We start from the raw sequence: 13574 nt of genomic DNA, 5'->3' as shown, positions 1-13574 counted from the left end.
ATTTACTTTTAGTTCACAAATCTTATTTGATAAATAGGAGTTCATGAATCTTCGATTTCTTTGCTCGTCCAAAGAAAAGTAACAAACCTGCCTGCCGGCAGGCAGGAGAAAAGACGCCCCTTCGAAGGAATTTCTTCTCTCCCTGCGCTTAAGAAAAACCAAGAACAAAATTTCGCGTCGCCCCATCACAGCATCCAAGGCTATGCTCCTGGGTTTCGAAATTTTGTTCTTTATTCTTACGAAGGGTCTGGGCTTGCCCTATGGTCTGTTCTTAACGATTATTTTTGAGCCTTTAAAATTCCTACTCCAATATTTGTGGGTACACCGTAGCAGCCGGCAGGCTGGTTCGTGTCTAAAATTTTTAGAAGCTAAAAGCGACATGCAATAAAGTACATAGTTTTAACTCCATTTGAGACCAATAAAAGGGATCTAAAAAATACAGTTTTTTAAAGCATCCGTTTTAAAAGCTATTAACCGAGAACTATTGAAAAGGTACTTAAATACTATCTTTCGTTTATTAATTTTCAATAAAAAAACCCAAACCGTATTTTACACGAGTTTGGGTTTTATAGCAAGCAATAAGTGGTTATTTATTATGAAACAACTTTAATATTTAATTTATAACACTTAAGTATTATTGCTTAACAATTTTTTTAGTAGCTATTAGCCCTTCTGTATTTTCAATTTTTAAAACATACAATCCGGTAGATAATTTGCTAGCATTTATTGTTGTACTGGTAGAGGTTAATACTTCTTTACCTAAAATGGTATACAGCGTAGCTTCTTTTAGCTCAAAACCAGCAGGTCCATTAATAGTTAATACACTAGTTACTGGGTTGTTTACACTTATAGAGCTACTAAATACTTCATCGCTAATAGATAGTCTATCTTCACAATCATCTTGTGAAATTTCTGTTCCGGTAATAGTCCAGCCTTTAGCAACAAGGTCACTTATGGCAGTTTTTGCAGAAGTAGCATAGTCACCAATAACAAGTGTTATATCTTCAGCAATATTGTCATTATCTGCCCATCCTATAAGGGTGTTGGCATAGTTGTTACAATCCATACCGCTATTTACGAATGTAGACCCCATAGTCTCCATAGTCTCTCCGACAGCGGTAAGACTCTGTAGGTTCCAACCAGACAAGTCCTGGTTGAAGGCACTGGCATTATCGAACGTGCCTAACATTTGTTGAACATTACTCACATTCCAATTGCCAATGTTGTCTCCTTTAAAATTTTCGGAGCTAATGAACATAAAGGAGATATTTTGTATGTTGCTTACATCCCATAGACTAAAATCAGTATTTTCACCCGTTATGCCAGTGCTATTAAACATACTTTGCAGGGATGTTATGTTGCTCAGATCAGGGGCATCCTGTGCCGTCACGTCCATGTTTTCACAACTAAAGAAGGCCTCGAATTGGCTTTCCCATGGCATAGTACCCCACTGTGATACTGCTGTTATTTTCTTTCTATTATCCTCGGAAGAATCTAAAAATCGAATAGCAGGAAAATCTCCAGTAATGGTAACGGTATATGGTGTATCTGCGTTTGCGTAGGTATGGGTAAGAGCGGCATCGCCGGGATCATTAGTAACAATGACAGCGTTAGTCCCATCTCCCCAATCTACACTAAAATCATAGTTATATGCTCCATTAATAGGTATGGTAATATCCAGATCATCAGCAGTAACCGTCCATTCTGTAACAAAAGCTCCTCCTGGTAGGGTCGTATAATTCGTTATATCATCTACCCAATTAGAAGTAGTACCAGTTAATGCAAAACCTATTAATTTGCCATTATGACCATTTCCAGAATAATCAACTAAAGTCGTTTCAAAAGGATTCGCTTGATTGGCATCGCCTTGGTTAAAAGGGTAATAGGCTAATAAATTGTCATAATCACCACTAGTATCATTTGTTAAATTATCATTGGATAATTTTCTATTCATATTGTCTTGAATTTCTTCTTTAGTCCTTACATCACTCCAAATTCTAAACTCGTCTAATGTAGCTTTTGGACTATGCTGACCTCCTTGACTTCCTTCTCCTATCCAATCACCTAATCTAGTAACATCATAATCGTCACTATTGTTATTAGATGTGCCTTGTTCTTCAAGATTTCCATCAACGTAAATAGATACATTATTTGCATTTGCATCTGCATCTGCTACAACTACAGCAACATGGTGCCACTGACTATCTGAAATACTAGTTCCAACGGAATCATAATCTGTACCAGTAGTCCATGACCCATAAGCTATATTAATATTATCATTATCTGCGCTGTAGTCTAATACAATCTCATTACCACTTTCATCACTACTGTCATACCAATGAAATATGTGGGTTCTGCCTATGTCTTGTTCTAGTTTTATCCAAAATTCTGCAGTAAAATTGTCGGGTTTATCAAAAAAATCAAGATCCACATAGTTAGTTCCATCAAAATGTATAGCATTGTCGTTCTCGGTGTCAACATTAAAATTAATAAAATCGTTTTCGGTAACGCCACTTACAAAGTTAGAGCCATTACCCGTTAGGGCAAAATTATCAGAGAATGTACCATTACCTCCTACTTCGTTAGTTACTTCTGTTAAATTTGTGTTATCGTTACCTGCACTCCCTTCATTAAATTTATAATAAGCCACTAGATTACTATAATTATCTTCATCGCCTGTTAGCTGCTTATTCATTTGGGCATGAATTTGGGCTCTGCTTTTTGCATAATCCCAAATTCTAAGCTCATCTAATGTGGCATTAAGAAAATGTTGAAAACCAATAGGACGTTGCGCTCCTATAGTAAAAAAATCAGTATCTGTAGAAAATACATTATTTTCCCATCTCACAGAACTATTACCATTATTTAAGTAATTTAATATTCCATACCACTGTCCATCCGTATAAATAATATATTTAGAGTAGTTAGTGTCATCTTCATCAATTTTTTTAGTGATGGCAATATGATGCCATTCATCGTTATTAAGTACTGGGTTTTCATAATTATCATCATCGATCTCGTTGGCCACTGTAGAAAAAGCACCGGAATTATAACTCCAAAAATCTCTGCTGTATTCTTGGCTATTATCCCATTCGCCATACACTATCTCACCATAGTCTGCATTGATATCATATGACCTAATACCATTGGTAGACGACGACCAAGTGACTATAGCATTTTTTTGGCTTACAGAAATTTTTGGATGTTCCGTTGTACAGAAAAAACAGTACCAATTACCTCCTACAAAATCTTCATCATCGTCAAGGTTATCGGGAGTCCCGTTATCATTAAAAGTACCACCTTGAGGCGTCATATCGGTTTTAAACCAAAATTCTATAGTATATTCATCATAGCCAGGTAGGTTAAAATGCTCGCCTATTACATAGTCATTGCTTCCATCAAAGTTTAATGCGTTACCAAATTGTGCATAAGAAGCTGCGTAAATCATTGAAAGTAAGATTATGCATAATACTCTAAAAAAGTTTTTTTGTTTCATGATTAAAATTTTTTTGTTAAAAAATCAATATTATTTATAACAAAAAACATAAACTATTAATCCTTACTAAAAAAAAAGGGATGAGTTAAGCCCAAACTGGGAAGAACTATGTGTTTTTTGGGATTTTGTAATATTTGGTTTGTAATCTTTCTGTCATCCATCCTCTTGTTATAATATAGACAGCATTAAATCTTTAGATTTTTACCTAAATTTTGAATAATTAAGTTTTAAGAAATAAAGAATTTCTTGAAACCAACTATCCTCGAGGCAGTCCCGATAGCTATCGGGACATAGAGGTATTTCGCTGGTTTCATACCCAATCAAGTTGAGCACAGGTTTTGACCTAAAAAGGTCAAAAACCAATCCCGAAAGCTATCGGGATTCACGGGAATGACAATTTCAATGGAAACCCTGCCTTTGCCGGCAGGCAGGCCCGAGGCAGAGCCTCGAGGAATTCTTTTCGATTAAAAGCTATTTAATCCAATTGTAAAATAAAAAGTACTGACATCTATTAAAAATGGAATAAATGCTAAGTGTCGTTTCTCAATTATCACTCACGGTTTCACTTCGCTTTTGCTCAAACCGTTCCAATAAATTATTTAGATCCTCGATTATTTTGCTCTCCACTACTCTAACATATATTTGTTTAGTGAATAACTTGGTATAACTTAAAAGTTTGGAGACCGTTTCTATAGTCAAATCACGCTTCAAAGCTCAATAAAGTTAGCGCATTTTTACCACTCCTATGGACTGGAAGTCCATAGGTTCGTTTTGGCAGACTGAAAGTCTGCTTCGTGAAATATGGTAAAACTGAATTCACGTGAATTCGTGAAACCTGACAGCCGGCAGGCTGGTTCGTGTCAAAAGTTTTTAGAAGCTGAAAAGCGACATGCAATAAAGTACATAGTTTTAACTCCATTTGAGACCAATAAAAAATCACACACCCTTTTAATGGTTTTAGATGGTATCAAAAAAATGAGTGAAAACAAAAAAACACTGATAACCATACGGTTAACAGTGTTTTGACATTACCTATTTCTAGGTTCGTCAGGGGGGTGCTTTTAAATCTTACTTCTATAACTTTAATATAGACTTTCTATTTCTGTAGTTATGTTGTTTTCAACAAAAAGCCGACCTTATCTCACAACTTTTAAGGAGGTCTCGGTCTCTTTATCCTCTTTCTTTAATAAATAGCTGTATTCGATCTTCATATGAAAATCTAATAAAGCTAAATAAATTTTGAGTTCTTTTTCTTTATCACTGATGCCTGCAGAAAATAGAGTCTCCATGATTTTTTTGGAAAATATTGAAGCTTCTTTTTTGATATCGGTAGTCATAAAATCATCTCTATCAATTAATTGTAAATTAAAAGCTCTTCTGTATGCATTGTATAAATTAGTAACCGAGAGCTTATTCAAAATCAATCGTTCCATCTCTGTATGCTCCCTTTTACTATTAAACTGTAGTTCCTTAGTAATATCTTCCTTATCTACACCTTCGTATGTTAAACGTAAATAGTTTAATTCTTTATCATCAAATAGTTTTACTGTATGAGTTTGTATCATTTTAAAGTAATTTTTAATTTTTTTTGGGACTCTCTTATTGTTTTATCAAAATCAAATAATATATTGTTAGGAAGATTATATCTAGAAGGTTTGCTTTTAAAATCATTAATTATTTTTGCCGCATAAGCTAGTGTTATCTTTTTTATGGTTGGATCGACATAATCTCGTTCTTTTAAAATTCCAAGCTCAAATGCTTTTTGAATTAAAACAACCCAATCTTTAGTCTTAAATTTCATTTTTAAGGTCCTTTTTATATGACCCAGACCTTTCTTTTCCATTTTAAGAAAATTTAAAATGTATTGATCATCATAATTAAGCACAAACAACCTCAAAAAATACTTTTCGTTATTAGACAATTCAATACTATTATCTTCATTTACTAATTCAATTGTGTTACACGCCATTTTTATCTTATATTTTACATTTTACTAATTCCATTATAAAATCTACACCAAACATTTTCACAATCGTAATTTTCTCTTATTATGAATTTGTTCTAGCACGTTATTTATTTCTTTAAATTTTGGTGTTAATACTGTTAAACCTCCTTTACTATTTGTAGTCATTTCCTTTTTACAATGACTACAGGTATATTCTTTTACATGAGAGGTTACGTTTCGAGATACTTTATAATCGTGTCCAAGTATCTTACAATACATATTTTTCATTTTTTTCAACTTGAATTTACTAACATTAAAGATCGATTCTTCATATAAATTTTTATAAAAAAAGTGCTGAAACTAATTTAAAGCGGGACGAATTAGGAAGTTTAGGGGATTAAGTAAAAAAAACATGGCTAAAGGTGTTCTTTTTTGCCTTATATAAAGATTAAAAACCTGTGCAATATACAAGGTGTTTGAAACCAGATTATTTTGGATTCTCACTTCTTATACACCGAAGAATCGTTTCCAGAGGCATGGTACTGTTATGGAGAAGCTTAATTGGTATATATCCATAAACTAAACTTATGGACTGGAAATCTATACGTTCATTTTGGCAGACTGAAAGTTTGCTTCGTAATTAACTATAGTTGAGACCAATAAAATTATAGAATCGGTATTGAGTTATCTATTAAGTTAGTTTTAGTAACCTGCAAAGTTGAAATAATATAAATTTAATTTTCTTTTTTGCTTCTTTTCTAATCAAAGAAAAACCTTTTGTAATATGCTTTTCTACCGATTTAACTGTAACTCCCAAGTAGTTCGCAATTTCAACATTGGTTAATCCTTCTTTCTTACTTAAAATGAAAACTTGTTTGCATTTGGGGGGTAATTTTTCAATTTCAGAATTTACAAAAGAAATTTTTTCTTTTAAAATAGCTTCGTTTTTATGGTCAATTACGTTATTCAAATTTTCTATAAAGATTCTATCTAAGTTCGATATTGATTTGTCTTTATGGTATCTATTTACAAATTCATTGTAGACAGATTTATATAAAAAATTTTTTATGGAATAAGAAGGGTTGAGTTTTTTTCGAAATTCCCAAGTCCTTAAAAATACAACCTGAACAATATCTTGGGATGAATAATGATTTTTAGTTAAACTTAAAGCGTATGCAGATAGCTTTTTATTATACGTGTCAACTAGAAAAGAGTATGCTTTTTCGTCTTCTTTAATTAAAGATTCTATCAAGAATTTGTTATCTAAAAAGTCTTTGGGCATTCTTAATTAGAATTAAATTTTAACGAAAAATACTAAAATATTTTAAAATCAGGTGGGGTTTTAGAAATAAGCACTGTTATATAAAATAAATGCTAACATAAAATATAAAAATGATAAATCAAAAAATCAAAAAACTCATAATTAAGTACGTTACAGACTCATTACTTGATAATGAGGCAGATATACTTTTGAAGTGGTTGGATTTTTCTAAAAACAGATTATTATTTAAGGATTATATACAAACAAATTATGCTATTAACTATAATTTAAATGATTTTGACACTAATCATATTAAGAAGAAGTTGCTTTCGAAAATTCGAAAAGATAAGTCAATTTATTATAAATATAAACTTAATACCGTTTTTAAATATGCAGCGCTACTCATTGTATTTATTGGTTTAGGCTATACGTATCAACAAGGCTATTTTGGAAATAAAACAAAACACTCAAAATTAAATATTCCAAATGAAGCCATTACTCTTCAATTAGATAATGGGGAAATTAAAATTTTAAATGAAGAAAAAACATCCAAAGTTAAAGACGAAACAGGAAACATATTAGGTACGCAGAATAAAACAAAATTGATTTATAATGCTAATGACACAAATAGACAGTCATTTGTTTATAACACATTATTCGTGCCTTATGGCAAAAAATTCGAAATTCAATTATCTGAAGGTACTACCGTTTTTCTTAATTCGGGAACTACATTTAAATATCCTGTGGAGTTTCTCGAAGGCAAAGACCGTTTAGTTTATGTTGAAGGAGAGGCTTTCTTCGAGGTAGAAAAGGATGAAGAGCATCCATTCATAGTTAATGCAAACGATATCAATATTCGAGTATTAGGAACTAAGTTTAATGTATCATCTTATAAAGAAGACATGAGCATTAATACAGTATTAGTTGAAGGCGCTGTTAATTTATATGATAAAGAGAGTACTTATAGTACCAAAACAGCAATAGTTTTAAAGCCTGGTTATAAAGCAACCTGGAATAAATCTAATAACGAAGCATTAATCGAAAAGGTAGATGTTAAATTATATTCTGCATGGATTGATGGTAAAATTGTTTTTAGACATATGGCTTTTAATGAAATAATAAAAATACTAGAACGCCACTACAACGTCGATATAGTTAATAATAATAAGGTTTTAGGAGATAAGTTTTTTACCGCAAACTTTGATATTGAGTCAATCGATCAAGTTCTTAAATCATTTAACGAAAATCATTCGATAGCATATAGTATTGAAAATAACCAAGTAATAATTAATTAAACACAAACCATTAACTAAATAAAAAACTACAGATGACTTAAAAACACATTAAAAAATTTCGGGAAAATCACTATATCGATTTGTTTAAAACTAAAAATCAAATAAAAAACGAAAGATGCTACGAACATCTTCCGATTTTATAATAGTGGTCAAAAACATTAATTAACCAGCTAAATACAAAGCAAAAATATGAAAAAATCATTTATGGTGGATAGGTTTGTCCCTTTGCCATTAAAATTTGACTTAAAAATGAAACTTACTACTTTTTTCTTAATAGTTTCTTTATTTCAAATTCAAGCTAATGAATTGTACTCCCAAAAGGCAAAAGTTACTTTGAATCTTGAAAATGTAAGCTTGGAAAGAGTTTTAATTGAAATTGAGTCCTTAACAGAATTTAAAATTTTATACAGTGATAATGAAATTGATTACAAGAAAATAGTATCTGTAAAATATAAGAATGAGTATGTTACGAAAGTTTTAAAAAAGTTATTTATAAACACAAATATTGTTTTTAAAATTATTGACAAGCAAATAGTGTTGAAACTAAATTCTGAAAAAAAAATTAAACATGTTGCCCCCCTTAACAATATTAGTTTTGATATTCAAGAAAAAGTAATTTCGGGTATCGTTACAGACGAATTTGGTGTACCATTACCTGGAACAACCGTTTTGGTAGAAGGAACATCAAAAGGTACTAGTACAAACTTTGATGGTGAGTATAAATTAAAAGTTTCTAGAGGTGAAACTTTACTGTTTTCCTACGTTGGTTATACAGATGTAAAAGTTATAGTAAACGATCAAAATGTTATTAATGTAACATTAAAAGAAGATTCGGCCGCTTTAGATGAAGTTGTCGTGGTTGCTTTTGGAGAGCAAAAAAAGGAAAGTGTTGTCGCATCTATTACAACTGTAAAACCAAGTGAGCTTAAGGTGCCTTCTAGTAATTTAACCACGGCATTAGCAGGGCGAGTTTCGGGTTTAATATCATATCAACGTAGTGGAGAACCAGGGCAAGACAATGCAGAGTTTTTTGTTCGTGGCATAACAACGTTTGGACATTCAAGAAGTCCTCTTATCCTTTTAGATGGATTCGAAATTACCGCTGGCGAACTTGCTAGAGTACAGCCAGACGATATTGGTAGTTTTTCTATAATGAAAGATGCTACTGCAACCTCACTTTATGGTGCAAGAGGAGCAAATGGTGTCATATTAGTTAAAACAAAAGAAGGAAAAGAAGGAAAAACACAAATTTCTTTTAGATATGAATCCACTTCTTCACAACCTACACAAATACCTGAAGTTCTTGATGGTGTCGATTATATGAAACTTTATAATCAAGCACAATTTAATGATAACCCTTTTGCCCCTAACTTCTATTCTGTACAACGTATTGAAAATACCATAAATAACCTTAACCCTTATGCATACCCGAATGTAAATTGGTATGATGAGTTGTTTAAAAGCCAAGCAATAAACACAAGATATAACATAAATGTAACTGGTGGTGGCAAAGTTGTTAATTATTATTTAGCAGCTTCTTATAACAGAGATAATGGACTTTTATCTGTCGATGAAAAGAATGATTTTAATTCTAATATTCAAATAGATAATTACAACCTACGTTCCAATTTGAATATTAAATTAAGCGAAAAGACTAAGGTAGGATTAAAAATTAATTCAGACTTTAGGAGATCAAATACGCCTCTTATATCTGGAGCAGACGTTTTTGAGAGCGTCATGTCTATTAATCCTGTTGAGTTTCCTAAGTATTTTGCGCCAGATGAAGCAAACCTTTTTACAAGGCATATTTTATTTGGTAATTCTGGAAATGGAGAATTCGTAAATCCTTATGCAGAAAGTGTAAAAGGGTTTACAGACTATTTTTCAACTACCGTATTATCTCAATTAACATTAGAATCGAAGATAACAGATAATTTAACCTTTACAGGGAATTTTACAATTCAATCTTTTGGGGAATTTTCGTCATCAAGAAGCTATATCCCATTTTATTATAGGTGGAAAGATTACGATCAAGTGGCAGATACTTATACTTTAGAGCAAATTAATACAGACGGATCTGAGGCACTAGGTGATGCAAGTGTATCACGTGATTCGAATTCGCGTAATTATTTTGAGGGGCGTTTATTATATAACAAAACGTTTAACAAGAAGCATGCCGTTAGCGGTTTACTAGTTGGTAGAGCTGAAGAAAAGATGAATCAAGGAACAGGAATTGGTAGATATTCTACTTTACCATCTCGTAATAATGGTATTTCTGGTAGGTTTACTTACGGTTTTGATTCCAGGTATTTATTTGAAGCTAACTTTGGTTATAATGGCTCCGAAAAATTTGCAGATAAGGAGCGTTATGGTTTTTTTCCAGCCATTGGTTTTGGTTATTTAATGTCTAACGAATCCTATTGGAAAGGTTTAGAAGATATTATCGATACCATGAAATTAAAATTCACTTACGGTTTAGTAGGAAATGACGCAATAACTTCAGCAGACGATCGCTTTTTCTTTTTATCACAAGTTAACACTTCAGGAGCTGGATATACATGGGGAGTAAATTTCCAAAATTCTAACCCTGGATACTCCGTAGAGAGATATGCAAACAGGCTAATAACTTGGGAGGTTGCAGAAAAATACAATTTAGGGCTGGAAATGAGTATCGCCAATTTTATTGATTTAAATGTAGATTTCTTTAAAGAAAACAGATCTGATATTTATTTACAACGTGATTTTATTCCAAGTTCTTTAGGATTATCTGCAAATATTTACGGAAATGTGGGAAAAGCATCGTCTAAAGGTGTCGATGGGTCTTTAGATTTCAACTATTCTTTTAATCAAGATTTTTGGATAAGTGGACGTTCTACATTTACCTATGCTACAAGTAAAATTATTGAAAACGAAAGTCAAATACTTTACGATTATCAAGATCGTAGAGGACATTCTGTAAATCAAGCATGGGGTTTAGTCGCAGAACGTTTATTTGTAGACCAAACTGAAATTGATAATTCACCAGAACAAACATTCGGTCCATATCAAGCTGGAGATATTAAATATAAAGATATTAATGGTGACGGTCTTATAAATGACAATGACCAAGTTGCTATAGGGAATCCAACCAGTCCAGAAATTATTTATGGCTTTGGTATAACCTCTGGTTTTAAAGGGTTTGATTTTTCTTTCTTTTTTCAAGGCTCCGCTAAATCGTCTTTTTTCATAGATTCTGAAGGCATTGCTCCCTTTATAAACAGACGTAATGCTTTACAAGTTGTAGCAAATGATTATTGGAGTATAAATAATCCAGACCCAGATGCATTTTGGCCTAGACTATCTGCTGCTCAAGTAGATAATAATACCCAAGCATCTACTTGGTGGCTAAGAGATGGTTCTTTTTTAAGACTTAAAAATATAGAAATGGGTTTTTCTATACCAGATGAAACATTAAAGAAATTAAACTTGAAGAAGCTAAGAATTTATGCTAGTGCTACTAATTTATTTACCATAAGCAAATTTGACCTATGGGATATAGAAATGGGAGGTAACGGATTGGGGTATCCCATACAGCGAGTCATTAATATAGGTGTACAAGCCTCTTTATAACATGAAGTTATTTTTAAAAATAAAATAATATGAAAAAATTTATTAAATATACAAAAACCCTTACAATCGTATTGTTAGGAGTATCATGTTCAGAATATCTAGATGTGGTGCCAGACAATACGGTAGAAGTAGAACATTTATTTGAAACAAAACAAAAAGCTATTTCTGCTTTAGCTACTTGTTATAGTTTTATGCCTTTTAATGACCATGTAAATAATAGCATGCAGTCTGCTGGCGATGAGTTTGTTCCAAGATTAGATCCAGATTGGGTTAATAGAAACAGAGGTATAAATATAATGAGAAGTGGATTTCAGGGAGCAAATGATCCTATATTGAATTTTTGGGATGGCAGAATATCTGGAACCGCACTTTATGATGGCATACGAGTATGCAATACCTTTTTAAATAGTATTTCTGCAGTACCAGATATAACAGAGACTGAAAGAACGGATTGGATTGCTCAAGTTAAATTTCTTAAAGGGTTTTATCACTTTTACTTAATAAATAAGTATGGTCCTATTATAATTGCCGACGAAAATCTAACCCCAACAGATGACCCTGAATCAGTAAAACAATATAGACAACCCGTAGATACTTGTTTTGATTATGTTATTAATTTATTTGACGAAGCTATTGCAGATTTAGATGAGAGTAGAACACAATCATATCTTGGTCAAATAGATAAGACTATAGCCATGAGTATCAAGGCCAAAGCACTTATGTATGCAGCAAGCCCTCTTTTTAATGGAAACTCAGAATTCTATGGTTCATTTAGAAATGAAGAAGGTTTACCTTATTTTAATTTAGAAGAAGATCCAGAAAAATGGAAACTGGCATTAGATGCTACCGAAGAAGCTATTACTCAAGCATTATCTGTTGGAAAGTCAATGTATGTATATAATCAAGAACCTTATTTCTTTGATAGGGATGATTGGGAGATATCTGGAATTATGAAACATGCATATAGCTTAAGGTTTTCTATTGTAGAACCTTGGAATAATGAGCTTATTTGGGGGCTTTCTAATATAAATGATCGAAATAGCAGGTTTACTTTTCAAACTGCTACTAATATACGTGCAGAAGGCAGTACTCTGACATCAAATGCTTGGCAATGGATGGGAGCAAGTCATCGTATGACCGAATTATTTTATACTAAAAATGGCGTTCCAATTGATGATGATAAAACATTTAATTATGAAAATAGGTTAAGCATTGGACAAATCCCTGAAGATGATGATTATTTTAGAGGGTATTTACAACCACTTGAGCGCACAGTTAATCTATACTTAGATAGAGAGCCTCGTTTTTATGCTTGGATGGGTACAGATAGAGGCGTTTGGAGAGCACAACAAGTGCGTAATAATTTAAAAATGCGTTCCGGAGAGACTCCAGGAGGACAAATTCATTCAACAGATTATTTTTGGACAGGTATTGGTTTAAAAAAGTTTGTACACCCAGAAACAACATCCGACCAAGGATGGGAAACAACGTCATTTTATCCTAGAGCAATAATGAGATTGGCAGAACTATATCTTATGCGGGCAGAAGCTCGTAATGAGTATAGTGGTCCAGAACAGCGTGTTTACGATGATTTAAATGTTATTAGAACACGAGCAGGAATTCCTAATATTGAAACGGTATATAGCGATCCTAATATTGTTAAAAATGTAGGGAAACATACTGATAAAGCTGGATTAAGAGATATTATTCATACAGAAAGAATGATTGAGCTAAGTTTTGAAGGGCATCGTTATGATGATATTCGTAGATGGAAACGTGCAGCTGAGTTTTTTACAGCTCCTATTCTTGGTTGGAATGTAGACAAAGATTTAACAAGCGAATTTTATGAGTTAACAACCAAACAAACCCGTAACTGGGTAACGCCGCGCGATTATTTATTTCCTATTATGTTAAACGAATTAAGACTAAACTCTAACCTAATCCAAAACCCAGGTTGGGATCGATAAA

At 32.5% G+C, this 13574-nt stretch carries 8 protein-coding genes; 3 read left to right on the top strand and 5 right to left on the bottom strand.

What is annotated here, in order from left to right:
- Nucleotides 1–634: 634 nt before the first annotated feature.
- From Q4Q35_RS06990 to Q4Q35_RS06970, 5 genes are all read right to left on the bottom strand, one after another.
- Complete coding sequence (locus tag Q4Q35_RS06990; RefSeq protein ID WP_303277241.1) at nt 635–3496, bottom strand: LamG-like jellyroll fold domain-containing protein; 2862 nt, start codon at nt 3494–3496, stop codon at nt 635–637.
- 1136 nt (nt 3497–4632) lie between these two features.
- The gene (locus Q4Q35_RS06985) at nt 4633–5061 is read right to left on the bottom strand and encodes a hypothetical protein (protein ID WP_303277240.1); all 429 of its coding nucleotides are present in this window, start codon (nt 5059–5061) and stop codon (nt 4633–4635) included.
- Nucleotides 5058–5465, bottom strand: coding sequence for a hypothetical protein (locus tag Q4Q35_RS06980; RefSeq protein ID WP_303277239.1), 408 nt, complete (start codon nt 5463–5465; stop codon nt 5058–5060). Before Q4Q35_RS06980 ends, Q4Q35_RS06985 begins: the two co-directional genes overlap by 4 nt.
- Before the next feature lie 57 nt (nt 5466–5522).
- Nucleotides 5523–5720 carry a DUF1660 family phage protein gene (locus Q4Q35_RS06975; RefSeq protein WP_367892734.1) on the bottom strand — a complete coding sequence of 66 codons (198 nt, stop codon included), beginning with the start codon at nt 5718–5720 and terminating at the stop codon, nt 5523–5525.
- A gap of 412 nt (nt 5721–6132) precedes the next feature.
- A complete protein-coding gene (locus Q4Q35_RS06970) occupies nt 6133–6723 on the bottom strand; it encodes an RNA polymerase sigma factor (protein WP_303277237.1) in 591 nt (196 codons plus the stop codon).
- A 110-nt stretch (nt 6724–6833) separates the two neighbouring features.
- Between Q4Q35_RS06970 and Q4Q35_RS06965 the strand changes: the two genes are divergently transcribed.
- The 3 genes from Q4Q35_RS06965 (at nt 6834) to Q4Q35_RS06955 (ending at nt 13573) form a co-directional block, all read left to right on the top strand.
- On the top strand, nt 6834–7997 hold the full coding sequence (locus Q4Q35_RS06965; protein WP_303277236.1) for a FecR family protein: 1164 nt from the start codon (nt 6834–6836) through the stop codon (nt 7995–7997).
- A 189-nt stretch (nt 7998–8186) separates the two neighbouring features.
- Nucleotides 8187–11606: a TonB-dependent receptor gene (locus tag Q4Q35_RS06960; protein ID WP_303277235.1), complete on the top strand. Its 3420-nt coding sequence runs from the start codon at nt 8187–8189 to the stop codon at nt 11604–11606.
- A 29-nt stretch (nt 11607–11635) separates the two neighbouring features.
- The gene (locus Q4Q35_RS06955) at nt 11636–13573 is read left to right on the top strand and encodes a RagB/SusD family nutrient uptake outer membrane protein (protein ID WP_303277234.1); all 1938 of its coding nucleotides are present in this window, start codon (nt 11636–11638) and stop codon (nt 13571–13573) included.
- Nucleotide 13574: the final 1 nt, after the last annotated feature.

The organism is Flavivirga aquimarina (assembly GCF_030540835.1).
In the GTDB taxonomy this organism is placed as follows: Bacteria; Bacteroidota; Bacteroidia; order Flavobacteriales; family Flavobacteriaceae; genus Flavivirga; species Flavivirga aquimarina.
This window is presented reverse-complemented; position numbering and strand designations above follow the sequence as displayed.

What these genes read in the sequence shown, in the direction of transcription:
- Q4Q35_RS06990 (WP_303277241.1), bottom strand. Translation starts at nt 3,496, where the DNA reads ATGAAACAAAAAAACTTTTTTAGAGTATTATGCATAATCTTACTTTCA.
- Q4Q35_RS06985 (WP_303277240.1), bottom strand. Translation starts at nt 5,061, where the DNA reads ATGATACAAACTCATACAGTAAAACTATTTGATGATAAAGAATTAAAC.
- Q4Q35_RS06980 (WP_303277239.1), bottom strand. Translation starts at nt 5,465, where the DNA reads ATGGCGTGTAACACAATTGAATTAGTAAATGAAGATAATAGTATTGAA.
- Q4Q35_RS06975 (WP_367892734.1), bottom strand. Translation starts at nt 5,720, where the DNA reads ATGTATTGTAAGATACTTGGACACGATTATAAAGTATCTCGAAACGTA.
- Q4Q35_RS06970 (WP_303277237.1), bottom strand. Translation starts at nt 6,723, where the DNA reads ATGCCCAAAGACTTTTTAGATAACAAATTCTTGATAGAATCTTTAATT.
- Q4Q35_RS06965 (WP_303277236.1), top strand. Translation starts at nt 6,834, where the DNA reads ATGATAAATCAAAAAATCAAAAAACTCATAATTAAGTACGTTACAGAC.
- Q4Q35_RS06960 (WP_303277235.1), top strand. Translation starts at nt 8,187, where the DNA reads ATGAAAAAATCATTTATGGTGGATAGGTTTGTCCCTTTGCCATTAAAA.
- Q4Q35_RS06955 (WP_303277234.1), top strand. Translation starts at nt 11,636, where the DNA reads ATGAAAAAATTTATTAAATATACAAAAACCCTTACAATCGTATTGTTA.